This window comes from Mycobacterium sp. URHD0025, assembly GCF_000426065.1.
Lineage (GTDB): Bacteria > Actinomycetota > Actinomycetes > Mycobacteriales > Mycobacteriaceae > Mycobacterium.
In genome coordinates, this window is sequence record NZ_AUEQ01000007.1 from 38,347 (window position 1) to 64,284 (window position 25,938).

General features: G+C 65.6%; 21 protein-coding genes and 4 tRNA genes. 5 read left to right on the forward strand and 20 right to left on the reverse strand.

Going from position 1 to position 25,938, the window contains the following annotated elements; genetic code table 11:
• Nucleotides 1-53: 53 nt before the first annotated feature.
• The 4 genes from H977_RS0107825 to H977_RS0107840 form a co-directional block, all read right to left on the reverse strand.
• Nucleotides 54-128, reverse strand: a tRNA-Val gene (locus H977_RS0107825).
• Between the two features lie 17 nt (nt 129-145).
• Nucleotides 146-219: transfer RNA gene (locus tag H977_RS0107830), tRNA-Cys, on the reverse strand.
• A gap of 30 nt (nt 220-249) precedes the next feature.
• Nucleotides 250-322: transfer RNA gene (locus H977_RS0107835), tRNA-Gly, on the reverse strand.
• 109 nt (nt 323-431) lie between these two features.
• Nucleotides 432-842 carry a DUF6636 domain-containing protein gene (locus H977_RS0107840; RefSeq protein ID WP_231395906.1) on the reverse strand — a complete coding sequence of 137 codons (411 nt, stop codon included), beginning with the start codon at nt 840-842 and terminating at the stop codon, nt 432-434.
• A 333-nt stretch (nt 843-1,175) separates the two neighbouring features.
• Between H977_RS0107840 and H977_RS0107845 the strand changes: the two genes are divergently transcribed.
• Both H977_RS0107845 and H977_RS0107850 read left to right on the forward strand, forming a co-directional pair.
• Nucleotides 1,176-1,250, forward strand: a tRNA-Val gene (locus H977_RS0107845).
• Between the two features lie 104 nt (nt 1,251-1,354).
• Nucleotides 1,355-3,745, forward strand: a complete 2,391-nt coding sequence (locus H977_RS0107850) for a Tex family protein (protein WP_029107339.1) — start codon at nt 1,355-1,357, stop codon at nt 3,743-3,745.
• Nucleotides 3,746-3,748: 3 nt separating this feature from the next.
• Here the strand turns inward: H977_RS0107850 and H977_RS0107855 are convergent, their stop codons facing one another.
• Both H977_RS0107855 and H977_RS0107860 read right to left on the reverse strand, forming a co-directional pair.
• Complete coding sequence (locus H977_RS0107855; protein ID WP_036475570.1) at nt 3,749-4,462, reverse strand: TVP38/TMEM64 family protein; 714 nt, start codon at nt 4,460-4,462, stop codon at nt 3,749-3,751.
• 28 nt (nt 4,463-4,490) lie between these two features.
• A complete protein-coding gene (locus tag H977_RS0107860; protein WP_029107341.1) occupies nt 4,491-4,847 on the reverse strand; it encodes a MerR family transcriptional regulator in 357 nt (118 codons plus the stop codon).
• Between the two features lie 59 nt (nt 4,848-4,906).
• Between H977_RS0107860 and H977_RS0107865 the strand changes: the two genes are divergently transcribed.
• The gene (locus H977_RS0107865; protein ID WP_029107342.1) at nt 4,907-5,776 is read left to right on the forward strand and encodes a polysaccharide deacetylase family protein; all 870 of its coding nucleotides are present in this window, start codon (nt 4,907-4,909) and stop codon (nt 5,774-5,776) included.
• A gap of 117 nt (nt 5,777-5,893) precedes the next feature.
• A complete protein-coding gene (locus H977_RS0107870) occupies nt 5,894-7,192 on the forward strand; it encodes a cytochrome P450 (RefSeq protein WP_029107343.1) in 1,299 nt (432 codons plus the stop codon).
• On the opposite strand, the gene H977_RS0107875 is transcribed toward H977_RS0107870, so the two are convergent.
• The 12 genes from H977_RS0107875 to H977_RS0107930 all read right to left on the reverse strand — a co-directional run bounded on the left by H977_RS0107875 (nt 7,189) and on the right by H977_RS0107930 (nt 22,811).
• Nucleotides 7,189-8,580 (reverse strand): LLM class flavin-dependent oxidoreductase, encoded by a 1,392-nt coding sequence (locus H977_RS0107875; protein ID WP_029107344.1) that lies wholly within the window; start codon nt 8,578-8,580, stop codon nt 7,189-7,191. The genes H977_RS0107870 and H977_RS0107875 overlap by 4 nt on opposite strands.
• A 31-nt stretch (nt 8,581-8,611) precedes the next feature.
• Nucleotides 8,612-9,904 (reverse strand): NtaA/DmoA family FMN-dependent monooxygenase, encoded by a 1,293-nt coding sequence (locus tag H977_RS0107880; RefSeq protein ID WP_029107345.1) that lies wholly within the window; start codon nt 9,902-9,904, stop codon nt 8,612-8,614.
• Nucleotides 9,901-11,514: an ABC transporter ATP-binding protein gene (locus tag H977_RS0107885; RefSeq protein WP_029107346.1), complete on the reverse strand. Its 1,614-nt coding sequence runs from the start codon at nt 11,512-11,514 to the stop codon at nt 9,901-9,903. The genes H977_RS0107880 and H977_RS0107885 overlap by 4 nt, the downstream gene beginning before the upstream one ends.
• 15 nt (nt 11,515-11,529) lie before the next feature.
• On the reverse strand, nt 11,530-12,360 hold the full coding sequence (locus H977_RS0107890) for an ABC transporter permease (protein WP_353587639.1): 831 nt from the start codon (nt 12,358-12,360) through the stop codon (nt 11,530-11,532).
• A 2-nt stretch (nt 12,361-12,362) separates the two neighbouring features.
• Nucleotides 12,363-13,331 carry an ABC transporter permease gene (locus H977_RS0107895; RefSeq protein WP_029107348.1) on the reverse strand — a complete coding sequence of 323 codons (969 nt, stop codon included), beginning with the start codon at nt 13,329-13,331 and terminating at the stop codon, nt 12,363-12,365.
• Nucleotides 13,332-13,336: 5 nt separating this feature from the next.
• On the reverse strand, nt 13,337-14,923 hold the full coding sequence (locus H977_RS0107900; RefSeq protein WP_029107349.1) for an ABC transporter substrate-binding protein: 1,587 nt from the start codon (nt 14,921-14,923) through the stop codon (nt 13,337-13,339).
• Between the two features lie 166 nt (nt 14,924-15,089).
• The gene (locus H977_RS0107905; protein ID WP_029107350.1) at nt 15,090-16,319 is read right to left on the reverse strand and encodes an acyl-CoA dehydrogenase family protein; all 1,230 of its coding nucleotides are present in this window, start codon (nt 16,317-16,319) and stop codon (nt 15,090-15,092) included.
• Nucleotides 16,320-16,367: 48 nt separating this feature from the next.
• On the reverse strand, nt 16,368-17,699 hold the full coding sequence (locus H977_RS0107910) for an NtaA/DmoA family FMN-dependent monooxygenase (protein ID WP_036475445.1): 1,332 nt from the start codon (nt 17,697-17,699) through the stop codon (nt 16,368-16,370).
• Nucleotides 17,696-19,378 carry a nickel ABC transporter ATP-binding protein NikE gene (gene nikE, locus H977_RS0107915; protein ID WP_051288736.1) on the reverse strand — a complete coding sequence of 561 codons (1,683 nt, stop codon included), beginning with the start codon at nt 19,376-19,378 and terminating at the stop codon, nt 17,696-17,698. The genes H977_RS0107910 and nikE overlap by 4 nt, the downstream gene beginning before the upstream one ends.
• Nucleotides 19,379-19,390: 12 nt before the next feature.
• Nucleotides 19,391-20,140, reverse strand: a complete 750-nt coding sequence (locus H977_RS32715; RefSeq protein ID WP_502691154.1) for an ABC transporter permease — start codon at nt 20,138-20,140, stop codon at nt 19,391-19,393.
• Nucleotides 20,141-20,238: 98 nt separating this feature from the next.
• Entirely contained in the window at nt 20,239-21,186 is a 948-nt protein-coding gene (locus tag H977_RS0107925; RefSeq protein ID WP_029107353.1) for an ABC transporter permease, read from the reverse strand.
• A complete protein-coding gene (locus H977_RS0107930; RefSeq protein ID WP_196808190.1) occupies nt 21,183-22,811 on the reverse strand; it encodes an ABC transporter substrate-binding protein in 1,629 nt (542 codons plus the stop codon). The genes H977_RS0107925 and H977_RS0107930 overlap by 4 nt, the downstream gene beginning before the upstream one ends.
• Nucleotides 22,812-23,059: 248 nt before the next feature.
• Here H977_RS0107930 and H977_RS32720 point away from each other — a divergent pair, with 248 nt between their 5' ends.
• On the forward strand, nt 23,060-24,352 hold the full coding sequence (locus H977_RS32720; RefSeq protein WP_051288738.1) for an LLM class flavin-dependent oxidoreductase: 1,293 nt from the start codon (nt 23,060-23,062) through the stop codon (nt 24,350-24,352).
• A 4-nt stretch (nt 24,353-24,356) separates the two neighbouring features.
• Here H977_RS32720 and H977_RS32725 read toward each other — a convergent pair whose 3' ends face one another.
• Nucleotides 24,357-25,175 carry an ABC transporter permease gene (locus H977_RS32725; protein WP_051288739.1) on the reverse strand — a complete coding sequence of 273 codons (819 nt, stop codon included), beginning with the start codon at nt 25,173-25,175 and terminating at the stop codon, nt 24,357-24,359.
• Nucleotides 25,172-25,912 carry an ABC transporter ATP-binding protein gene (locus H977_RS32730; protein ID WP_051288740.1) on the reverse strand — a complete coding sequence of 247 codons (741 nt, stop codon included), beginning with the start codon at nt 25,910-25,912 and terminating at the stop codon, nt 25,172-25,174. The genes H977_RS32725 and H977_RS32730 overlap by 4 nt, the downstream gene beginning before the upstream one ends.
• Nucleotides 25,913-25,938 lie beyond the last annotated feature (26 nt).

A 25,938-nucleotide genomic window follows, 5' to 3' on the forward strand; every position in this document is an offset into this window, starting at 1 on the left:
TGGGCGCAGAACAAGAAAGGCCCGGGGTTACCGGGCCGGACCTGCAATGAATGTGGTGCGCGATACTGGGATTGAACCAGTGACCTCTTCCGTGTCAGGGAAGCGCTCTCCCGCTGAGCTAATCGCGCGGGTTGAAACTGTTCCTTGGAGGTGGAGACGGGAATCGAACCCGTGTGCACGGCTTTGCAGGCCGTTGCCTCACCACTCGGCCACTCCACCGCTGGGGTTGATGCCACAATCGCACCTTCGAGCGGATGACGGGATTCGAACCCGCGACCCTCACCTTGGCAAGGTGATGCGCTACCAACTGCGCTACATCCGCGCGCCACGAGCGAGATCGTCGCCCGTCGCGAAGCAGAACATTAGTCCACCGATGCGCGCAGACACAAATCCCCATGACGGCAGGGCAACGCGCGGCCAACAACCGTGTTTCAGAACAGGTGATAGGCCTGCCGCGAAAGTGCGAATCCATGGCGGGTTTTCGTGTCGCGACAGGTGATCCCGCTGTCGGCGCTCTCACATCGCAGGGTTCCGGCGGTGATCGAGTCCCCGTAGCTCAGTTCGGCGCCCGCGCCCAACGCACTGTCGCCTGCGCAGACGAAGGCGGCGGGCCGGCCCCGCCTCAACGTCACGCCCTGGCCGTAAGCGAACTCACAACTGGCCGGCCGCAGCGGTGGGGCCCAGCTACGGTCGCGGATATCGCAGCGGGCCGTCGAGGCGTCGAGGTAACACCCGACGTTGCCGGACGGGGAGGTGAAGCCGGTCAGCTCGGTGACCTGCCGGTTCACCAGGCGGGAGGCGACCCGAATCTCGGGCGTTACGGCAACAGCGTGATCTGTCATGGGGGCCGGAGCGCTGTGGCATCCGGAAAACAGGGCACTAGCAGCAAAAACGGCGCCGCTGACCGCCGGCCAACGGACCCGCAGGTGAACCATGACGGGAGACCATACGCCCGCATTGGCGTGCATATTTGGCAAATCAAACAAGTCGATCGGGAGGCGCGCTGTTCGCGACTTGCCGCTCGCCGTTTCTACGGCTGGGTCGTGCCCATCGAAGAACCACGACCCAGGTGTCGAAAACGCTGAACTGCCGGTCGCGACGGCCCCTGCGCCATCGCGCGGACACCGATTCGGGCCTTACCGGGCATGCGTGCTAGTGTTCGACGTCGTTCCCACGGTCTCGTAGCTCAGTGGGAGAGCGTCCGCCTCACACGCGGAAGGTCGCTGGTTCGAACCCAGCCGGGACCACCATCACCTCAGGCGGCTTCGGAGTTTCCGAAGCCGTTTTTTCGTGGCAGGACACACACTTCACCGTGACGGGGTGTTGTCCGCCCGATTCGGTAGGGTCCTCCGACGTGACTCAGAGCGTGACCGTTGGAACCATCAAATCCGTAACCGCCCGCCTGGCCGAGGAACTCGGCGTGGGTGAGGGGCAGGTCGCCGCCACGGTGGCACTGCTGGACGAGGGGTCGACGGTGCCGTTCATCGCGCGGTACCGCAAGGAGGCCACCGGTGGCCTCGACGACGGCCAGCTGCGCACCCTTGAGGAACGCCTGGGCTACCTGCGCGAGCTCGACCAGCGTCGCGAGGCCGTGCTGGCCTCGATCCAGGAGCAGGGCAAGCTCACCGATGAGTTGCGGGCCGCGCTCATGGCGGCCGACACCAAAGCCCGCGTCGAAGACATCTACCTGCCGTACAAGCCCAAGCGGCGCACCAAGGCCCAGATCGCCAAGGAAGCCGGCCTGGAACCGCTGGCCGAGCGTCTGCTGGCCGATCCGACGCTGGTTCCCGACGAGGCGGCCGGTGAGTTCCTCAACGAGGACGTCGCCGACGCGGCCGCGGCACTGGAAGGTGCTCGCCACATCATCATCGAGCGGGCCTCCGAGGACGCCGAGCTGGTGGGTGCCACTCGTGAGAAGTTCTGGGCCGACGGCTCGATTCGCACCGCTCCGTGGTCCGAGGAGGCCGCGAAAAGCCCTGCCGCGCAGAAATTCCGGGACTATTTCGAGTTCTCCGAACCGCTGGAGAACATGCCGTCGCACCGGGTGCTCGCGGTACTGCGCGGCGAGAAGGAGCAAGCGCTGTCGCTGAACTTCGACGGCGGTGAGGACGAGCAGTACCAGGCGATGATCGCCCAAGCCCTCGGTATCGACATGACCGTCAAGGCGCCGGCCACACCGTGGCTCGCCACCACCGTGCGGTTGGCCTGGCGCGCCAAGCTGATGATCTCGGCCGCCGTCGACGCGCGTATCCGGCTGCGTCAGCGTGCCGAGGAAGAAGCGGTCGCGGTGTTCGCCCGCAACCTCAAGGACCTGCTGCTGGCCGCGCCCGCCGGCACCCGCAGCACTCTCGGTCTGGACCCGGGTTTCCGTACCGGGGTCAAGGTCGCCGTCGTCGACGCCACCGGCAAGGTGGTCGATACGTGCGCGATCTTCCCGCACCAGCCGCAGAAGCAGTGGGATCAGGCCAAGGCCACCCTGGCGGCGCTGGTCGCCCGGCACAACGTCGAGCTGATCGCGGTCGGCAACGGCACCGCTTCGCGCGAGACCGACGCGTTGGCCGCGGAGCTGATCGCCGACATTCGCTCGGCAGGGGCGAAGGCTCCGGTGAAAGCCATGGTCAGTGAGGCGGGTGCGTCGGTGTACTCGGCATCCGAATACGCGGCCCGCGAGATGCCGAACCTCGACGTGACGCTGCGCGGCGCGGTCTCGATCGCGCGCCGGCTGCAGGATCCGCTGGCGGAGTTGGTGAAGATCGATCCCAAGTCGATCGGCGTCGGGCAGTACCAGCACGACGTGACACCGGGCTCGCTGGCGCGCAGCCTCAACGCGGTGGTCGAAGACGCCGTGAACGCGGTGGGCGTGGACCTCAACACCGCCTCGGTGCCACTGCTGGCCCGGGTGTCGGGGGTTACGGAATCCCTGGCCGAGGCCATCGTGGCGCACCGCGAGAGCGCCGGCGCCTTCCGCAGTCGCAAGGCGCTGCTGGACGTTCCGCGCCTCGGCCCCAAGGCCTTCGAACAGTGCGCGGGCTTCCTGCGCATCCGTGACGGGGAAGACCCGCTGGACGCCTCGGGTGTGCACCCCGAGTCGTATCCGGTGGTGCGGCGCATCCTGGACCGCTCCAACGTGACGCTGGCGGAGCTGATCGGCGACGAGCGCACCCTGCGGACCCTCAAGCCCGCCGACTTCGCCGATGAGCGGTTCGGCATACCCACCGTCACCGACATCCTGGCCGAACTGGAGAAACCGGGGCGCGACCCGCGCCCGGCCTTCTCCACCGCCACCTTCGCCGCCGGCGTCGAGAAGGTCGCCGATCTCAAGCCCGGCATGGTGTTGGAGGGCGTGGTGACGAATGTGGCGGCCTTTGGCGCCTTCGTCGACGTGGGCGTGCACCAGGACGGTCTCGTGCATGTCTCGGCGATGGCCGACCGGTTCATCTCCGACCCGCACGAGGTGGTGAAGTCCGGCCAGGTGGTCAAGGTCAAGGTCGTCGAGGTCGACGTGGAGCGCCAACGCATCGGGCTGACGCTGCGACTCAACGACACCCCGCAGCAGGGCAAGCGGACCGACCGCAACGACCGGGGCAGTCAGGGTGGCCAGGGTGGCCAGAACCGCGGCGGTAATCAGAGCCGGGGCGGGGACCGGCGAAACCAGAACCGCGGCAACAACTCCGGTCGCAGGGAGGCGAGCCAGCCGATGGGCTCGATGGCCGAGGCCCTGCGAAACGCCGGCTTCGGCAAGTAGCGGCTACGAGGTTTGCTCCGGGGCCTGATCGGCCCCGGAGTCGCGTCGGCGCCACGAGCGGTAGCCGCGATGGGCGGCGAACGCCCCGATGACGGCGGTGACGCACCAGACGCCGATCGCGGTGTAGGCCAACGGCGCCGACAGATCACCGATCGACGCCCCTAGCGCGGTGTAGACGAATGCGCGTGGCACCGAGCCGATGAAGGCTCCGGCCGCCATCTGCCACAGCGGCACGCCGAACGCCCCGAAGGCATAGGAAGCCAGGGCGTCGGACAGGCCGGGGACGAAACGCTGCCCCACCACCGCCCACAGACCGCCCCGCTGGATCTGGTGGTCCAGCCGATCTGCTCGTTGCACGCCGAGCAGGGCACGGGCGCTGTCGTGTCCGGCGCGCCGGCCGATGAGACTGGTCGCCACCGCGGTGCCGACGGTCGCGCCCAAGGTGACAAAGGTGCCCAACACCGGGCCGAACAGCACCCCGCTGCCCGCGGCGAGGATGGGGCCGGGCACGAAAAGCGCTCCGAGGGCGGCTGAGACCACGACGTAGGCCAGCGGTGCGGCAGGGCCCGTCGAGGCGACCAGCCCTCGCACGTCGTCGACATCGATGACGCGGGCCACGGCCACCAGATAGAACAGGCCGAACAGGAATGCCGCGAAGGCGACGAGCCGCAGGATGTGCGGCCGCCGATTCGTGGCGGGGGAGTCGTCGTCTGTCATGGCGGCCACGATTCTCCCGTACCAGACCTCACCCGGACGCCGCGTCGATCACGCCGTCGAGAATCTCGCGTGAGGTCGACAACTCCCGGATGGCCTGCTCGATCCGGTCGCGCTCGGCCGAAAGCGCGCCCAGTAGGCGGGGCGTGGCCTCAGCGGCAGGACCGCCGTCGGCGTCGCGCATACAGGGCAGGAGTGATGAGATGGTGCGGCTGTGCAGCCCGGCGGCGTAGAGTTCCTGGATGCGGATCACCCGGTCGACTGCGGCCTCCGAATATTCGCGTTGCCCACCGGGCGTGCGGTCGGACGTCAACAGGCCCTGCTGTTCGTAGTAGCGCAGCGACCGCTGGCTGACCCCGGTGCGGCGTGCGAGTTCGCCTATACGCATATGCCTGTTATACCGGCGCGACTTGCCCCTGACATTGGTGTCAGCTCGTAACGTTGGCCATGACCACATCGCAACCGCCTTTCAGCTACAGCCCGATCACCGAACGCGCGCCGATCCATTGGCCCGGCGGTGCCCGAGTCGCGGTGTACATCGGGCTCAACGTCGAACACTTCCTGGCCGACCGACCCTCGACCAGCATCTGGCCGGGTACCGCGGAGCTCACCCCCGATGCACTCAATTACGGTTGGCGGGACTACGGCGCCAGAGTGGGCATTTGGCGCACGATCGGGGCTCTCGACCGGTACGGCGTGCGACCCAGTGTGCTGCTCAATTCGGCTGTCATCGAACACCATCCGCAGATCGTGAAGGCTGGTCTGGAACGGAACTGGACATGGCTGGCGCACGGGCAGACCAATTCGATACTGCACACCGGTTTCGGCGTCGACGAGGAGCGTCGGATTCTCACCGCGATCGCCGACGACATCGCCGACGCGACCGGCCGGCGTCCGCGCGGCTGGATGGGTCCCGGCCTGACCGAAACCGTGTCTACCCCGGAGCTGTTGGCCGAACTCGGTTTTCATTACGTCCTCGACTGGACGAACGACGATCAGCCCTATCCGCTGACCGTTCCCGGCATGCTCAGCGTGCCCTACTCGGTGGAGCTCAACGACCTCCTGATCTTCGGGAAAGGTTTCACCGGAGCCGAGTTCGTGCAGATGGTGATCGACCAGTACGAGCAGCTGCGTGCGGACTCGGCGACCAGTGGCCGGGTGTTGGCGTTGGCGCTGCATCCGTTCGTGATCGGGCAACCCTTCCGGCACAAGTACCTCGAGCAGGTGCTGGAGTACCTTTCGGCGCAGCCCGACGCGTGGTTGACCACCAGCGACGAGATCGCTGCCACGTGGCGGATTGATTGCGAACGCCAATAGCTACAGCGCGATTGGCCCGGCAATCCTGGACCGGCACTGTGAGTGGTGTCACACTGCGATAGGGCCACAGGGCCGAAACCCTGAGGCCCGCGTGTCGCGAACTCCGGGAGGCCCACGATGACAGCTGTCACCGGCATCGCCAGTCGCAGCAACGGCACACCGCCACCGGTCGTGCCTCTCGCCGACATCGATCTCGCATCGCTCGAGTTCTGGGGGCGTGACGACGATGTGCGCGACGGCGCCTTCACGACACTCCGCCACAGCGCCCCGGTCTCCTTCTTCGAGGTGGCGGAGTACGCGGGATTTCCCGGTGGTGCGGGACACTGGGCATTGACGCGCCACGAGGATGTGCACTTCGCCAGCCGCCATCCCGAGTTGTTCAGTTCCAGCCCCACGAGCACGACGCTCAACGACGTTCCCGCCGAGATCGCCGAGTTCTTCGGGTCGATGATCACTTTGGACGACCCCCGCCACACCCGGCTGCGGTGCATCGTCAATCGGGCCTTCACACCCAAGGTGATCGCGCGGATCGAGCAGAGCGTGCGAGACCGTGCGCGTCGCCTGGTGTCGGAGATGGTCGACGCACATCCAGATGGCACCGCGGACTTCGTCGAAGAGCTGGCTTCGCCACTGCCGCTGCAGATCATCTGCGACATGATGGGGGTTCCGGAAGAAGACCAGGCCAAGCTCTTCCACTGGACCTCTGTGCTCATGGGCGCCGGGGACGACGAGGTGTCCACCGATAAGTTCGACGCGTATCTGCAGGTGGCCACCGAGCTGGCCGGATACGGCGTCGCACTGGCCGAGCGGCGCCGCGAGCATCCCGGTGACGACTTGACGACCAGCCTCGTCGAGGCTGAAGTCGACGGAGAACGGTTGTCGTCCAACGAGATCGCGTCGTTCTTCATTCTGTTGACCGCCGCGGGCAATGACACGACCCGCAACGCGATCAGTCACGGCATGGTGGCGCTGAGTCGCTATCCCGAGGAACGGTCCAGATGGTGGAACGACTTCGACGGGGTATCGCCGACTGCTGTCGAGGAGATCGTGCGGTGGGCGTCACCGATCATCTTCATGCGGCGCACGCTCACCCAGGACGTGGAGCGCAGCGGAGTTCAGATGAAGGCGGGCGACAAGGTCTCGATGTGGTACAACTCGGCCAACCGCGATGAGCACGCCTTCACCGACCCGTGGCGGTTCGACGTGTCGCGAAACCCTAATCCACACTTCGGGTTCGGTGGTGGCGGCGTGCACTTCTGCCTGGGAGCCAATCTTGCCCGGCGGGAAATTCGGGTGGCGTTCGACGAACTGCGTCGCCAGGTTCCCGACATCGTGGCGATCGGTGAACCCGCCATCCTGCGTTCGGCATTCGTGCACGGCGTCAAACATCTGCCGGTTGCGTGGACCACGGCCTAGGGAGTTTTGACCCGAGCTCGGCTGAACTTGCCCCGCCACTGCCGGGCCGGGTGCCGGTCGGGCAGCGCCGGACCGGCACCGAAGAGCTTGTCGCGCAACGTCCCCTGCGCATACTCGGTCTGTGCCAGACCGCGGGTCTGCAGCTCGGGCACCACGTGGTCGATGAAATCCTCGAAGCTGCCCGGTGTGGTGATGTAACGGATGTTCACCCCGTCGACCCCGGCGTCCTGCCACTGCTCCAAGGCATCGGCGATTTGCTCGGGGGTACCGATGATCCGGGTCGATTCCTGTTGCTGGCGGACCAGGTCGGCGATGGTCGGGTTCGTGCCGGGCGGTGCGGCCGCGATGAGCGACTCGATGGTGCTGCGGGTGCCCTGAATGGTGGGGGCCAGGTCGCCGATCGGGGTGTGGTGATCCAGGCCGCCCAGATCGACGCCGATGCCGCCGCTGCGGTGCGCGATCAGACCGTCGACGCTGAGGAACTCGTCGAGTTCGGCTGCGCGGGCTTTGGCCTCGGCCTCGGTGGATCCGACCACGAACGACAACCCCTGGAAGAACTTGATGTCCTCGCGGAGCCGGCCGGCGGCCACCGCGCGGTCCCGGGTGTCGTCGATGACGACGGCCGCACCTTTGGGTGAGGCAGCGTTGATGAACACGCCCTCGGCGTGGCGCGCGGCGAATGTCCTTCCTGCAGTCGATGTTCCGGCCTGAAAGACGACGGGAGTGCGTTGTGGCGACGGGAAGCTCAGGTGTGGGCCCTCGACCTGGTATCGCTTGCCGACGTGATGGATCTTGTGCACCTTGTCGGGGTCGGCATGGATGCCGCGTTCCCGGTCCCGGACCAGTGCGCCGTCCTCCCACGACCCTTCCCACAACTTGTAGACGACCTCGGTGTACTCCTCGGCCCACTGGTAGCGCTCGTCGTGCTCTTCGCGTTCGGTCAGTCCGAAGTTGCGGGCCGAGTTCTGTAGCGCACTGGTGACGACGTTCCAGCCGATGCGTCCCTTCGACGCGTGGTCGAGGGTGGAGATCTTGCGGGCGAACGAGAACGGGTGATCCTGCAGCACCGAACTGGTGATCACCAGGCCCAGGTGTTCGGTGGACAGGGCCAGCGCCGAGATGATCGCGGACGGATCGTGATTCGGGATCTGCAGGCCCTCGCGGACGTAGGTTTCCCAGCCGCCGCGGTAGTCGTCATAGAGCCCGACGACGTCGGCGAAGAACACCGAATCGAACTTGCCGCGTTCGAGCAGTTTCACCAGATCCACCCAGACGTCGAGCTGATCGAACTCGAGGCTGCGGGTCTGCGGGTTACGCCACGACCCGTAGGACACGTGGGTGGCAGTGTTCATGGTGAAGGCATTGAGGATCAGCCGCGGTCGAGTCATGGTGTTCCTTCTCCCGTTGGAAGTGAGCAGATCATTGCGCGAGGTGTTCCCGCAGCGTGGTTCCGGCGTATTCGCGGCGAAAGAGCCCACGCTTCTGCAGGATCGGCACCACATGATCGACAAAGGCTTCGAGCCCATCGGGCAGCCGGTCGATGTTGAGGTTGAATCCATCAGCGGCACCGGAGCGAAACCACAGCTCCAGATCGTCCGCCACGGACTCTGGCGAACCCACCAGGTACCGGTGTCCGCCCGGGTTGCGGGTGAGCAGGTCGCGCACCGTCAGCCCTTCATTGTGGGACTGTGTCACAAGTGCTTTCGCAAATGCCGGACTGACAGCTGAGGCGGTGCGCGGTCTGTCCAACACCGCCGCGGACACGGGTTTGTCCAGCACGAGCAGCCCGGGATCCGCACCGATCCGCTGGGCCAGCCGGTCCCGCTCGGACTCGACGTCCACGAAGGCGTCGATCTCGGCTTTGCGGGCGTGCGCTTCGGCCTCTGTGCCTGCCACCACGATGAACAGGCCCGGCAGGATTCTGATCTCGCCGGAGCTGCGGCCGTGGCACCGAGCCTGTCGTTTGGCATCACGTGCGAACTCACGGGCCCCGACGATGTCGCGTTGGACCGTGAAGATGGCGTCGGCCCATTGTCCTGCCATCTCCCGCAGTTGCTCGGAGTCACCAGCTTGCACGATCACCGGTCGCCCTTGTGGTGTCGGCGGCAGCACGAACGGACCCGCGACGGAGAAGAAGTCACCGCGGTGGTCGATCGCGTGGACCTTGTCCGGGTCCAGGTAGACCCCTGTGTGCGGATCACCGCGTATGGCACCGGATTCCAGGCTGTCCCACAGCGCCCGGACCACCGCCGCCGCTTCCTGTGCTTTGCGGTAGCGGTCTTGAGGGGCGATCGAGGCCACCTGCGAATAGTTCGCCTGCGCTGCCGGATTGAGACTGGTGACGATATTCCAGCCCGCGCGGCCGGCGCTGATGTGGTCGAGGCTGGCGATCTGGCGAGCGATCGTGAATGGTTCGGTGAACAAGGCGTTGACGGTCGCGATGAACCCGATGCGCTCGGTCGCCTGGGACAGTGCACTGAACAGGACTATCGGATCCAGCGCCCGCCACGGCCTGCGGTAGGCCTCGTCTTCCAGAGCGAGACTGTCGGCGAGGAACAGCGAATCGAACAACCCGCGTTCGGCGATCGTGGCGATCTCGCGGAAGTGTGAAATGTCGACCGAGACGTCCTCGCTGTCCGCCCGCGTCCGCCACGCATGGTCGTGCCGTCCGCTGGCGAGCAGATTGAGGTTCAGGTGCAGACCTGGTGTCATGAGGCCAGTGCCAACTGCGCGAGACGGCGCCCGGGAACCGCATCGATCATGGCTCGGGTGTAGGGCGAGGCAGGAGAGGAGAATACGGTTGCGGTATCACCGGTTTCGACCACTTGTCCTGCCTTCAACACTACGACGCGGTGAGACAATCGCTGCACGACGGACAGATCGTGGGAGATGAACAGATAGGTCAGTCCGAGGTCGTGTTGCAGTTTCAGTAACAGGCGCAGAATCTGGTCCTGTGTCACGACATCGAGAGCCGACAACGGCTCGTCGAGCAGGATGATCTCCGGTTGCACCACGAGTGCCCTGGCGATGGCCACGCGCTGGCGCTCACCACCTGAGAGTTCCGAGGTGCGCCGGTCGAGCTTCTCCCGGGTGAGGTTGACGTTGTCGAGGGCGTCGCCGATCCGCTGCGCGTAGGTCGATCGGTCACCCAGATCGTAAGAACGCAAAGGGCTTTCGAGTATCTGCCGTACGGTCCAGCGTGGGTCCAGGGCGGAATCGGGATTCTGGTAGACGAACTGGATGTTCTTCCAGTGCGTGCGGCGGCCCCGGTGGTCGAGTCGTGTGATGTCACGGCCGAGCACCTCGATCGATCCACAGGTCGGCTCGGTCAGACCGATGATCATCTTCGCCGTCGTCGACTTGCCCGATCCGGACTCGCCGACCAGGGCCAGCGTCTCGCCGCGACGCACCTCCAGACTCACGTCGGCGACGGCGGTGTGGCGGTTACGCCGGCTGACCCGGAATTCTTTGGTGACGCCGGTGACCCGGATGACTTCCTCGGCAGCCGACTGTTCAACTGGCGCAGGCGGACGTCCGACCGTGCCGCGCACGAGGGTGGCGGTGTAGTCCGATTTGGGTTGGCTGATGATCTCGTCAACCGGAGCGTCCTCGACGATGGTGCCGTGGCGCATCACCACGACCCGCGATGCATGGTCGGTGGCGACGCCGATGTCGTGGGTGACGAACAGCACTGTGGTGCCGTGCTCGGCGACCAGGCGGTCGAACACCCGTAGGACCTGGGCCTGGACGGTCACGTCGAGCGCCGATGTCGGTTCGTCGGCGACCAGCAACTCAGGGTTGAGCCCGAATGCGATGGCGATGAGTACGCGTTGGCGCGTACCGCCGGACAGTTCCCCGGGGTACTGGTCGAGTCTCTGCTCGGGGTGGTCGATCTCGACCTGCTCGAGCAGCTCGATGCAGCGTTGCCGGCGTTCTCGCCGATTGAGTTTCTCGCCTTTGAGGTCGAAGATCTCGCCGATCTGGGATCCGATGGTGCGGACGGGGTTCAACGACGCGCCGGGATCCTGGGGGACCAACCCGACCGTGGTACCCCGGATGCGGCTCCATTCGCGCTCGGTCAATCCGACTGTGCTGGTGCCGCGAAGGGTGAGCGAGGTGGCGGTCAGTGCCGCGGTCTCCGGCAGCAACCCGATCACGCTGTTGGCCAAAGTCGTCTTTCCCGAGCCAGATTCACCGACGACGGCAACGAACTCGCCCGCGGACAGGCTCAAGCTGACCCCGTCGAGGGCGACCTTTCGTTCGGCGGTGGCGGTATCGGCCGGGTAGGTGACGGTGAGATCGGCAAGTTCGAGCAGAGACATGTCAGATGCTCCAGGTCAGATGTTGTTGGACTTCAGCACGCGCCGGCTGACCACGCCCAAGGCGACGATCACCACGAGGATGACCGCGCCGGGCAGGGACGTGAGCCACCACGCGGTGGCCAGGTAGCTGCGCCCCTCCGCGACCAGAAGGCCCCACTCAGGTGTCGGTGGCGGGGCGCTGTACCCCAGGTAACCCAGCGCCGAGATGGCCAGGATGGCGGTACTCAGGTCGATGACGGCCAGCGCCACCACGGCACCGACCGCGTTCGGCACGATGTGACGGCGGATCACCGACCATCGGCTCTCACCGGACAGAAAGGCGGCCTCGACGTAGTCGAGAGCGCGCACCCGCATCACCTCGGCACGAAATACCCTGGCGAAGATGGCGATCGACCCGATCCCGACCCCGACACCCACGGACAACGGGCCTGCGCCGTAGGCGGTGACGATCCAGATCGACACCAGGAAACCGGGCAGCGCCAACAGCACATCGCTGAACCTCATGCCGACAGCGTCGGCGACCGGACCCGCCACGCCTGCGACGATGCCGATGATGCTGCCGACGATCAGTCCGACTGCCACAGCCAGACCTGCGGTGAGGATCGTGTGTGAGGTGCCGTAGATGACGCGGGTCAGCACATCCCGGCCGAGATGGTCGGTACCGAACCAGTGGGCCCAGCTCGGCGGTTGGAACTTGTCCAGGCGGTTGCCGTTGAGCGGGTCCCGACTGGTGAACAAGCCGGGAACGACGGCCCAGGCGACCACCACGACGAGGACGGCACCCGATATCCGCACCGACCAGGGCGCGCCTCTGACCGCCGAGATGACCGGGGACGCGGCGATGATCGTCAACGGAACCTGCCCAACCGGGTGTTGAAACCCTCTCGCTGCAGTTTGGTGACCCGGGGGTCGAGGATCGGATAGACGAGGTCCACCAACAGATTCACCCCGACGATGACCACCGTGGTGAGTAGCACCAGGCCCTGGATCAACGAGATGTCCTGGTTGGAGACCGCCTGAAGCAGCACGGTGCCCAGCCCGGACCGGGAGAACACCGTCTCGGTCACCACGGATCCCGCCAGCAACGCCCCGATGGTCGTCGCGGTCACCGTCAGCGCAGGTCCCGCCGCGTTCTTCAGGACGTGTTTGCGGATCACCCAGGTGGGACTACCACCTTTGGCGCGCGCGGTGTTGATGTGCGGGAGAGTCAGTGTCGCTTCGGCGTTCTTCAGCAGCACCTGCGCGATGGGTGCCGAGATCGGTACCGCCAGGACGAGAGCCGGGACCAGGAGCGATGCCACCGAGCCGTCCGGGAACAACGAGAACAGTCCGAGTTGCACCGAGAAGATCTGCAGGACAACCAGGCCCAGCCAGAATGTCGGTACGGCGCTGAACAGCGGGGGAATGGTGCGGATGAACGTCCGCAGCCACCGGAACCGGGTGGTCGAGGACAGCAGCAGGATGCCGAGTGCGAAAGCCAGGGCCAGCACGGTGGCCGTCGAGGCCAATTTGAGCGTTTCGCCGATGACGCTGCCGATCCGCTCGGTGACGGCCTGCCCGCTGGACAGCGAGAAGCCGAATTGGCCGTGTAGCAACTGATTCAGTTGTGAGAAGTACTGCACGTAAACCGGTCTGTCGTAACCGTAGAATTCCTTGACCTGCGCGACGATGTCAGGGTTGAAGTACCCGTCACCTTTTGCCACGAAGATCGACACCGGGTCGTTCGGCAGGATGCTGACGCCCCAGAAGATCACCGTGAAAGCCAGGATCAGTACCAGTAGCGATTGGCCGATTCGTGCGGCGGCGTACTTGATCACGTCGACTAGTTCTTCCAGGCGCTCTGGAACAACGGTTCCGTGTAGTTGGTGAAGTCGACGTGCACGTTCGGGGCCGCCGCGTGCACCTGCACCTCGTCCCACAAGATCAGCGCCAGTTGATCGTCGATGATCTTCTGCTGGATTCGGCCGACGACGTCTTTGAGCTGTGTCGGGTCGGTGGCCCGCAGCTCCTCCTTGGACAGCGCGATCAGCTCGTCATTTTTCGCGAACGTGAGGTTGCCGTTCTCGCGTCCGAACAGCAGCCCGAGCCCGTTGTTGTAACCGGTCCGGGTTCCCAGCAGCGGAGTCGACGGGTCGGTGTTGGCGGCGTTGAACAGTGTGGTGTCACCTGCACGGTTCTGCAACGCGACTCCCAGGTCCCGCCAGCCGGCTTCGATGAATTCGAATGCGGGGCGGAACACCACGCTCTGGTTGGACGCGGCGAGCGTGAGATTGAGCTTCTCGCCGTCCTTTTCGCGGATGCCGTCGCCGCCGACCTTCCAACCGGCTTCATCCAGCAGGCTCTTGGCTTTCTCCGGGTCGTAGCCGATCTGGGCACTGACATCCTTGAACAGCGGATCATCTTGTCCGAGAACCGAATTACTGGCCCGGTAACTCGGAGACAGGACGGTGTCGACCACTGCCTGCCGGTCGACGGAGAGCTGCAGCGCACGTCGCACCCGCGGATCGCTGACCAGTTCGTTGTTGACCCGGAATCCGACGAGGTTGGCGGTGAGCACCGGCGCGGCCACTGGGATCACCTGGAATCCGCCCTGTTGCAGGGCCGGTTCGTCGGTCGGCTGGATACCGCGGGCCAGGTCCACCTGCTTGGACTGGACCGCGCCCGCGCGCAGTCCGGGCTCACCGATCACCCGCACTACGAGCTTGTCGAGGTAGGCCGCGCCCTGATTGGGCGATGACACTGGTGGCCAGGCATAGTCCGCGCGCTTGACGAGGGTGACCTCCTGGTCTGGGACCTGTGATTCGTAGACGAACGGGCCGGAGCCGACCACATTCGCGATCTTGGCCTGGCCGTCGTAGTCCAGGGCGAGGGTCTTCAGACCGCGGATTCCGGCCCGGCCGTTGGCGGCGACCCGATAGAAGTTGCTGTTCGGCTGGTTGAGGAACACCGTGATGGTGTTGCCGGTGACTTCACTGCGGTCATAGCCGACGAAGTCGCTGAACGGCGGGATCTTCTTGGACGGGTCTCCCTTGCCGAGCTGGTCGAAGTTCGCCTTCACCACATCAGCGGTCAACGGTGATCCGTCGCTGAACGTGACGCCGTCGCGGATGGTGAAGGTGTATTGCGTCGCATCGTCGTTGCGGGAGAACTCCCGTGCCAACCAGCCCTGAACCTCGCCGCTTTTCGGATCGAGGTAGACCAGCCGGTCGACTACCTGGAACAACAGGTTGGCGGTGGTGTAGTTGGTGCTCAGGGCATCGGTGACAAATTGGACGTCGGAGAAGGTGAGGCTGCCGCCGGGTGTGGGTTGCCCAGTAGGACCCGTACTCGCCGGCTGCTGCTGGCCGGAGCATCCGGCGAACACTGCCACGGCGAGCGCGCCGGCAATCAGCTTGTACATTCGGCGCATTGGTGTCCTTCGTGGTCGGGCGTCGTTGTTTTCGAGATCGATCGCGTGGGGCGTCGGAACCAAAGGAACACAACGGATCTCACTCGCGCGTAGGTAGCCGGAACGCTAGGGCGCGGCCTGGTGTGGATCAATGGTTTAGTTTGCACTGCGCAAAACCATCCGCGGCTCAGGGTGCGCCGGCCGCGCTGGCCTCACGTTGACGGTCGTAGAACGACTTTGGCGTCGTGCCGTTCAGCACGGAATCGCCGATGATCCTTGGTTTGTAGATCACCGGATTGTGGGAGGCGAGAGTGCGCGCGTTACGCCAGTGCCGGTCCAGGCTGCTGCCTTCGCGGATCGCCGAGGCGCCGCCGGCGTTGAAGATCTGGGCACCTGCCTCGAGCACCGATTCGATGATGGTGATCTGAGCGGCGGACACATCGATGAAATTGCGGGCGTAGGCGTCCTCGGCGTCCAATCCTGCCTCTGCCAACTGGTTCGCGCGTTCCAGACTGGTCGCGACCTGCACCAGCAGTGCATCGGCCACCCGGGCGTGCCGGTAGAGATGGCCGATCACCGCCAGGACTTCGGCGTCGTCGGTGGCCCGTTCGGACCGTGCATGCAGGTTGGTTCGAACCCGGGACCTGACCAGCCCGACCGCGTCGTCGACGACATTGCGTGCGATGCCGGCCAGGTTGGCCAGATGCACCAGCTGTACGAATGCCTGGATGGGGCGCAGGTTCTCCGTCGAGCGGCTCAGGTTTCCGTTGTCTTGAACCGGGACTGCATCGAAATGCGTTGTCCCGCTGCCGGTGAGCCGCTGGCCGATACCGTCCCAGTCGTCGGCGTGGGTCACGCCGGGATCACGCGCGGAGACGACGGCGAAGGTGACTTGTCCGTCGTCCTGCCCGCCCGGATTGTCGATCGTGGCGGCGACCCGGATGTAGTCGGCGTACAGCGACCCGGTCGAGTAGTACTTGACGCCCGAAATCACCTGCCGTTCGCCGGCCCGGTGCAGCGTGGTGGTAGGCAGGAAGTCCGGGCTTGTGGCGGCCGGTTCGGATTGCGCGTTGCCGAAGATCGCGCCGTTGGCGATCCTGCGCAGCCAATGCGTGCGTTGTTCGGCAGACGGTGACTGCCGCAGGATCTCGACGGTGGTGAAGTGGCCCCGCAGTATCTGCGGCACATTGGAATCGGCTCGACCCAGTTCGGCGAGCAATTCGAACAAGGTCGGCAGATCGACGTCGAACCCGCCGTGCTCGACAGGCACGCGCAGCCTGCCGAATCCGGCGGCGGCGAGCGCCTGGATCTCGTCATGCACCGGCTCGTCGCTGCGGCTTCGCGCAGCGGCCCTGCCCGCCAGCTGATCGAAGATCCTGCGGAACTCGGCAAGGCTGACTTGGAATGTGGCGGACACGGGGCCCCTCTCGATTCGGTGGCTGGCAATTCTGGATACGAGTGGGTTTCAGGCCACGCCCGAGACCTCGTGAGACGTCCGTGGATCTTGTAATCCGAGCCGTTCACGGATAGTCGATCCGTCATAGGTGGTGGGGAATGCGCCCGAGGCCTGCAGCAGTGGGATGACGTCGCGGTTGAACTCGGCGATGCCGTCGGGAAGCACCGGGATGTGGATGTTGAACCCGTCGACAGCACCGTCGGCCCACCAATCCAGGATGGTGTCGGCCACGTCCTGTGATGTGCCGATGGCCAGCCGGTGCCCGCCCTCGACGCGACGCACCAGCTGCCGTGGGGTGATCTCTTCGGCAGCAGTCAGTTCGGCGAAGGAGCGTACGAAACCGACGGGGCGCGACTGGTCCTCGGTGTAGTCGAACAACTTCGAATCCAGTGGGCGGTCCGGGTCCAGGTGCTCACCGATATCGAACAACGCTGCCCGTGTGAAGAAGTCGGCGATCAGTCCGTCCTCGCCCTGGAGTCCGTGCAACGCCTCATGTTTGCGATACGCCTCGTCGCGGGTGGCGCCGACGATGACTGTCAGACCCGGCATGAGCCGGATCGCGTCCGGATCGCGGCCATGGGCGAGGGCCCTGTCCCGCAGTTGCGCCTTGTAATCGAACGCGGCCTGCTTGTGCAGCAGCGATGCGTAGACGATGTCGGCATGTTTGGCTGCCAGGTCCACTCCGGCCTGTGATGCTCCGGCCTGTGAGATCACCGGGTGGCCCTGCGGCCCGATCGGCACGTTCAACGGCCCTGCCACGTCGAAGAATTCGCCGTGGTGATCGATGCGCCGTGCGGTCGTCTCATCCCACAAGGTGTCCGTCGGCGCCGCATCGCCCGGAGGATCCCAGCTGAGCCATAGCTTCTTGACCACCTCGAGGAATTCATCAGCGCGACGGTATCTTTCGGCCCGCGGCGGCAACGGGGCCGCGGAGAAATTGGACGCGATATCCGGGTTGAAACTGGACACCACGTTCCAGATCACCCTGCCGCCGGAGATGTGGTCGAGCGTCGCCAGCCGGCGCGCCAAATTGTAGGGGGAGTTGTACGAGGAGGACGCGGTGAGCAGAAAACCGATGTCGGGCACGGCCGCGGCGATGGCACTGAACAGCACGGTCGGGTCGAAGCTGTGCAGCGGACGAGAGGTGTTGTCACGTTGCAGTGCCGGGTGATCGGAGACGAACACGATGTCGAACACCCCGTCATGGGCCAGCTGCGCGGAGCGCAGGTAATGGTCCCACTCGCTGAACCGGTTCCATGTGGTTGCGGGCCACGCCCACGACCGTCCGGCCGAGCCGGTGCTGTTGACCGCGACGCTGAGGAACAGTCGTCTCTGGGTCATGAGATTCTCCGCTCGGACAGGCCGGCGAGTTGGCTGCGTAACCGGCGCCCAGGCGTGGCGGCGAGCAGCGCGCGCGTGTAGTCCTCGGCCGGCGCACCGAAGATCTGCGCGATGGGCCCGGTCTCCACCACCAGGCCGCGGCGCATCACCGCCACGTAGTCGGATATCGACCGAACGAGGTCCAGGTCGTGCGAGATGAACAGATAGGTGAGCTTGAGTTCGCGCTGCACCTCGTCGAGCAGATCGAGGATCCGTCCCTGCGTCACTACATCCAGTGCCGACAACGCCTCGTCGAGAACGACGACAGATGACCGCGGCGCCAGGGCGCGCGCGATCGCGACCCGCTGTTGCTGCCCACCGGACAGCTCACGGGGTTTACGGCTCGCGAACGCCCCTGGCAGCCCGACCCGGTCCAGCAGTTCGGCGACGCGGCGTCGGCGCGCGGCGTGATCACCCAGCCGGAACGAGCGCAGCGGCTCGTCCACGATCTGCTCCACGGTCAGCCGCGGGTCCAGTGCTACCTGCGGATTCTGCTGTACCAGTTGGATTTCGCGCCATACGTCACGCTTGGACCGCCCGCTCAACCCGCTGACCCGCCTGCCGTGCAGGTACACCTCACCAGCGTCCGGGCGGGTCAGTCCGAGGATCAGCCGCGCCGTCGTCGACTTGCCCGAGCCGGACTCGCCGACCAAGGCGAAGGTGCTGTGGGGGGCGAGGGCGAACGTGACGTCGTCGACGGCTCTGAAATGTCCGTTCGGACCACGGGTGTAGGTCTTTGTCAGGCCTTTCACCTCGATCACGGCGGGACCGTCGGCAGGGGCTTGCTGTCGAGCTTCGCGTTCGGAAAGTCCAAAGGCGCTCGTGATGAGTTGGCTGGTGTAGTCGTGCCGGGGGGTGAACACCAGGTTGTCGATGGGGCCGTCATCGACCACTTCTCCGCTGCGCATCACGATCGCCCGGGTGGCGTGGTCGGCTGCCACCGCCAGATTGTGGGTGACGAACAGCACTGCGACGCCGGTCTGTTCGGTCAGCCGGTCGAAAACCTCCAAGACCTGCTTCTGCACCGTGACATCCAGTGCGGAGGTGGGTTCGTCGGCGATCAGCAGCGCGGGACGTAATCCGAATGCGATGGCGATCAGCACCCGCTGTTTCATCCCGCCGGACAGCTCGTGCGGGTACTGCCGGAGCCGCTGCTCGGGGTGGTCGATCCCGACCAGATCGAGTAATTCGATCGCCTTGGTGCGTAATGCTCTGCGGGACAGGCGCTGTCCCCGGGAGTGCAGGCGGAAGACCTCGGTGAGCTGACGTCCGATGGGCTGCACCGGATCCAGCGACGTCGCAGGATCTTGCGGCACCAGCGCGACGACCCTGCCACGCAGCTTGACCAGTTCCCGTTCGGTCAGTCCGGTGAGCTCCCGGCCGCCGACCCGGATCGATCCGCTCTCGATACGCGCGGTGTCCGGCAGAAGACCGATCGCGGCCCTGCTCAACGTCGATTTGCCGGAACCGGATTCCCCGATCACGGCGACGACCTCACCCGGACGGATGGTGAGGTCCGCACCGCGCACCGCGGGATGGGCCGAACCGCGGTAGGTGATGGTGAGGTTCCGGATCTCGAGCGCAGGGCTGTCGGCGGACGCGGCAGCGGGCGTTTTTGCCGTCGGCAGGGTGGTGGTCATTTCAGCCTCTCGTCAGATCCTGAATCGGCGCTGGAGTAGATGACCGGCCCGCGCGACGGCGAGTACCGCCACCAGCACGACCACGCCGGGCAGTGTGGTGAGCCACCACGCGTTCGCCAGATAGTCGCGCCCTTCGGAGAGCAGGGTGCCCCACTCCGGTGTGGGAGGTGGCGCGCCATAGCCGAGGAAGCCGAGCCCGGCGATGTTCAGGACGGTCGATCCCAACTCGGTGGGGATAAGGGCCACGATGGGCCCGGCAGAGTTCGGCAGGACATGGCGGAACAACACCGCCGACGGTGGTGCTCCGGAAATCCGTGCGGCATCGACGTATTCGAGTGCGGCGACACGCAGGGCCTCGCCGCGGGCCACCCTGGCGAACGGCGCGATCGCGGCGATGCCCACTCCGATGGCCACGTGGGTGGTGCCGGGGCCGAACGCCGCCACCACGCACAGCGCCAGCAGGAATCCCGGCAGGGCGAGCAGCACGTCGACCAGGCGCATCACCACCGCGTCGACCGCTCCGCGCACCAGTCCGGCAGTCACCCCGAGCACTGTCCCGATCACCAAGCCGATGGATGTTCCGATGACCGCGCCGTAGACGGTGTTGCGGGTGCCGTGGACGACGCGGGTGAAAGTGTCCCGGCCCGCCCGGTCGGTGCCGAACCAGTGGTCGAAGCTCGGTGGCAGGAACTTGTTCGCACCGTCACCGATGAGGGGATCCTGGCTGCTGAACCAGCCGGGAAAGAACGTCCACAGCACCATCGTCGTCAGCACCAGTAATGTGACCGTCGAGGCAATACTGCTGGGACTGAGCTGAATCCGAGGGCGCGACTGCGCAATGGCAGGCGTCAGGGTGGCCGTCATTCCCGTGCTCCGCCCGCGGTGAGCAGTATCCGCCGGTCCAGGGCCGGGTAGAGCAGGTCGATCACCAGGTTCACCGCCACATAGACGCCCGCGATGATCAAGATGAACCCCTGGACCAGCGACACGTCCTGCGAGGACACCGCGGTTTGAAGCACGCGGCCGATACCGGCCCGGGCGAACACGGTTTCGGTGACGACGGTGCCACCGACGAGGGTTCCCAGTACGGTGCCGGCGACCGTGAGGCCCGGCCCTGCTGCGTTGCGGACCACGTGCCGCCAGAACACCCAGTGTTTGTCCGCCCCCTTCGCGCGCACGACGTCGATGAAGTCACTGGCCAGCACGGTGTCGACACTCTTGAGCAGCACCTGCGCGAGGGTGGCCGACAACGGCAGGCCGAGCACCAGCGACGGCACCAGGATGGAAAGGAAGGTGCCGTCGGGAAAGGCCGAGATCCAACCCAGTTGGAATGACAGCACGTTCAGCACGACGATGCCGACCCAGAACACCGGTGCGGCCGCGAACAGTGGTGGCAGTGCTACGACCGAGGACCGAAGCCAGCGCCAGCTGGCCAATGACGCTGTGGTGACGATGCTTCCGGCGATGAGCAGAGCCACGATGAATGCCGTGAACGTCAGACGGAGGGTGGGCAGTGCGGCGTCACCGATCGCCTGCGCCACCGTCTGCCCGGTACTCATGGAGTAGCCGAGCCCGCCACGAACCACATGCCCGAGTTCGATGAAGTACCGCTGGAGGACCCCGTGGTCGTACCCGTAATACAGCTTCATCTGTGCGACGGTCTGCGGGTCGATCACCCCGCTGTCGTCGGTGGCGAACATGTCGATCGGGTTCGACGGAAGCAGCGTGATCGCGATGAAGGTCAGTGTGTAGGCCAGCCACAGCACGACGACGGCCTGAAACAGCCGACCACCGACGTAGCGGTTCACGGCTTTTTCCAGGCGTTGTAGAAATCGGGATAGGTCTGTGTCTGGAAGGTGACATGCACGTCGGGCGACGCGCCGAACGTCTGCGCCTCCTCGAAGTAGGCGATCACATAGGAGCCCTTGATCAGCGCCTTCTGTTGTTCTGCCTGAACGGCTTTGAACTCGGCGTCGTCCTTGGCCTCCAGCTCCCGGGTGTAGAGCGCGGTGAGCTCCGGCGGTGAGCCGAGCAGAGCGGTATTGCCTTTACCGCCGAAGCTCTGGCCCAGCGAGATGATCGAGGTCCGGCTCACCACGATCGGAACGGTGACGTCGGTGTTGGCTGCCGCGGCGAACGACGGATCGTTGCGCACGTCGAGCACGACGCCCAGTTCCTTGCGCCACTGCTGGGCGATGTACTCCCACGCGGGTCCCAGGGCAACCTGCTGCGCACTCTGCGGCACGGCCAGGTGCAGTTGCTTGCCGTCCTTGGCGCGGATCCCGTCGGAACCCTGACGCCAGCCCGCCTGTTCCAGCAGATCACGCGACGTGTCGGGGTTGTAGATGAAGTCGCCGGCCAGATCGACGACGTTGGCGTTGTTGACATTGAGGATCGAGATCGGCGGGGGGTAGCTCGGGGTGAGCGCATCGCGGCTCAGTCCGTCGCGGTCGATGCCCAGCACCAGGGCCCGCCGGACCAACGGGTCCTTCGTGAATTCGTTGTCCACGCGCAGCCCCGCATAATTCGCCGTGCCCAATGGCGGGCGGTAGGCCAACAGTTGATAGCCGGCGGCCTGGATTGCGGCCTCATCGGATGGCTGGATGCCGCGGGCCACATCCACCTGGTTGGAGGTCAGAGCGCCCGTGCGCAAACCGCTTTCGGGCAGTACCTTCCAGACGATCTCGTCGAGGTAGGCCTCGCCCTGGTTCGGTGAACTGGCGGGAGCCCAGCGGTAGCCGGGGCGGCGGGCCAGGACCGCCGACTGGTTGGGCACCTGGGATTTGAACACGAACGGACCCGCACCTACGTGGTTGTCGGGCCGGCCGGCCTCTTCCAGTTCCAAGCCGATGGTCTTGGCGCCGAGAATGGGGGAGTTCAGCCGGGTGGTGTCGATCAGGAATTGCTGATTGGGCGTGGACAGCACCACGGTCACCGTGTCGCCGTCCACTTCAACGTGGTCGTATCCACGGGAAATGTTGGGGTGCACCGGAATCCGCAGCTTCTCGTTGCCCCGCCCGTACAGCTCGTAGTTCTGGGCGACGATCTCCGGCGTCAGCTGGGTGCCGTCGCTGAAGGTGATGCCCCTGCGGATCTTGAAGCTGTAACGCGTGTTCTCGTCGTTCTTCGTCCAGGATTCGGCAACCCACGGCTGAAGCTGCTTCTTGTACGGGTCGAAGTACAGCAGGAACGCGTTGGTGTGGAAGGTGAGGTTTCCGGCACTGTAGGTGCCGAGCTTCTGGGCCTGCCAGCTGGTGACCGCTTCGGTATCCGAGAACATCAGTGTCCCACCGCGAACCGGGTCACCGGTCGGCCCGGAGGGGCTGACAGCCGGCGCGCCGGTGCCTGGTCCGCCGCACGCCACCAGCAATCCCGATCCGAGCAGGGCAGCGCTGAGCCCGAAGAAGCCGCGGCGGTCAAGGCGGTTGGTCATCGGATCGGTCATCCTCGTCTGTGTGGTGGTCGGTCGGTTGCGTCAGAGACACGAACAGCAGGCACCACAACATGAACCGGTCACGGTCGACAGTCTTCCGACCGGATCGATGTCAACCAACCGGGTCCCGCTACGCGAATGGTTGACCTGAACTTAAGAATCGCGTCGCGACCCGATTAAGTAGCGCTGAAGGGTTCCGGTAGCGGTGGAGCCTTGCTCATCGCGGCGCGAGCGTCGACGCTCACCCGGTGAGTAATGCGAAACTGGTACTGAACTCGGTGATCCGGGCGATCGGCTTCACCCAGGGCGGCTGGCGCCATCCGGCTGCGACGCCCCAACGTGCCCTGGATCTGGACTACTACCAGGAATACGCACAGCTCTCCGAGCGCGGGCTGTTCCACGGCTTGTTCGTGGCGAACACGCCCGCCGCCCGCAGTAATGACTGGACCACACTGTTCTCCCCACTGGAGCCCGTCGCGTTGCTGTCAGCGCTCGCGCCCACCACGACCCACATCGGGTTGATCGCCACGCTGTCCTCCACGTTCAACCATCCTTACAACGTGGCCCGCCAGATCGCCACGCTCGACCACCTCAGCGGAGGCCGTGCCGGCGTCAACATCGTCACCTCCGGATCTCTCGATGCGGCACGTAATTTCGGCTTCGACGAACTTCCCGGTCACGACGACAGGTACGAACGGGCGCACGAGTTCCTCGATGTGCTCTACCAACTGTGGGACAGCTGGGATGCCGATGCGCTGATCGTCGACAAGGCGGCTGGTGTGCAGGCCAAACCGGACAGCATCCGGCCGATCAGGTACCGCGGCAAGCACTTCGCCGTGCACGGGGCCTTGGACGTGCCGCGCTCTCCGCAGGACCGGCCGTTGGTCTTCCAATCCGGACAGTCCGCACCGGGCCGGCGGTTGGCCGCTGCCTACGCCGACGCGGTCTACACCGCGCAACGCACGATCGAGGAAGCCAAGGCGTTCCGCGACGACCTGCACCGCACACAGCGTGCATTGGGCCGGACCGGACCGCTGGTCAAGGTGCTGCCCGGCCTCATTCCGATTGTGGTGAGCACCGATGCCGAGGCGCACGAACTGCACGACGAGATCAGCGCATTGAACCCGCCGGAGCGTTCAGTGGGGATCCTCGAAGAGCGGCTCAAGGTCGACCTGACCGGTGTCGCACTGGACGAGCCGTTCCCGGTGCACCGCCTGCCACCGATCGCGAGTCTGGCCGGGGAGCGCAGCTTCCACGAGATCGTGCGCAGCCACGCAGACGCCGGTGCGACCCTGCGGGAAATCCTGCGGATCACCGACTCCGGCAACGGCCACCTGCGTTTCGTCGGCTCCGCCGAGCACGTGGCCGATCAGATCGAGGAATGGTTCACCGCGGGCGCGGTCGACGGGTTCAACGTCAACCCGGCCATCACGCCCACCGGTCTGACCGATTTCGTCGACCAGGTGATCCCGCTGCTGCAGGACAAGGGCATCTACAAGCGTGAGTACGGCGAAACCGGTTCGCGGGCGGCGTTCGCCTGACCTGCTACGGCTTGAGACGGGCCCCGGTCCGGAACTTGTGGGCGAGGAACACACCGACCGCGACGGCGGCGCCGATGACGGTGAGCAGGGCCCGCGCGGCCGGGATGTCGGCCGCACCCAACATGCCGTAGCGCATCGCCTGCACCGCGTAGAACACCGGATTGAGGTGACTCAGCGTCTGCCAGGCCGGCGCCAGGTCGTTCACGGAGTAGAACACGCCGCCCAAGAAACACAGCGGCTGCACGATCAGCACCTGGATCGCCGCAACGTGTTCCTGGGTCTGGTTGTACATCCCGGCGATCATCCCGGCCTGCGCCGCGAAGATCAGCACCGCGGCGAAGGCGATGATCGCGTACCCGGGCTTGGCGATGTGCGAACCGGTCAGCGGCATCGCGATGAGCAGGATCGCCGACGAGATCAGAATCCCTCGCACGATCGACCCCAGTACCAGTGCGAGGTTGATCTCCCACCAGCGCAGCGGACTACCCAGAACGGCGTTGATGAATCGGTCCTTGCGGGCCTCGAACAGTGACGCGGAGCCCTGGATGTATCCGGCGGTGACCACCGCGAGCACCACGAGCCCGGGGAGGATGAACTGGTCGTACGGAACCCCACGGATGGGCGAGATGCGGCTGCCCAGCGCCAGGCCGAAGACGAAGATGAACAGCAGCGCCGCGAGGACCTGACCGGCCACGGTGTAATACCAGACCTTCAGGTAACGGACGATCTCGCGCTGCAGCAGCCACGTGAAGGCCGGCCGCTGTGCCCGGTAGGGCCGGTCATAGGGCGTCAATGGTGCTGAGGCCAACCAGTTTTCACTCACTGCGTGCCACCTGACGGCACGGTCATGGCGCGGTTGTACACCTCGGCCAGATCGGTGGCGCCGAACTCGGCCCGCAATCCGGCGGCCGTATCGCGCGAGATCACCCGTCCTGACCTGATCAGCGCTACTTCGTCGCACAGCGCCTCGGCCTCTTCGAGGTAGTGGGTGGTGAGCAGGATGGTGTGTCCGATCCGGTGCAGGTCTCTCATATAACCCCACAGATCGGCCCGCAACTCGACGTCGACGCCCGCAGTCGGCTCGTCGAGGATCAGCAGCCGCGGCCGGTGAATCAGTGCCCGCGCCACCAGCAGCCGACGTTGCATACCGCCGGACAGCGAAAGCGGACGCCCGTGCGCCTTGTCCGCGAGTCCGAGTAGCTCCAGCAGGTCGTAGGCCCGCCTGGTGGCTTCGCGTCTGCCCAGCCCGTGGTAGCCGGCGTGGTAGATCAGCACTTCGACGTTGGTCAGGAACCGATCCAGGTTGACCTCCTGCTCGGCCAGACCCACCAGAGACCGTGCGGTGCGAGAACCGTTCGGGTGTCCGAAGATCCGGATCTCACCGGACGTCGGGCGCAGCAGGTTGCACGTCGCCGAGATGAGGGTGGACTTGCCGGCACCGTTGGGGCCGAGCAGTCCGAAGAACGCGCCGTCGGGGATGTCGAGATCCAGATCGTGGAGCGCGGTGAAACCCGAGCGGTATGTCTTGCGTAGTTTTCGGACTTCCAGGGCAGGTGGCACAGGAGCAAACTACCTCTACCGGAAGT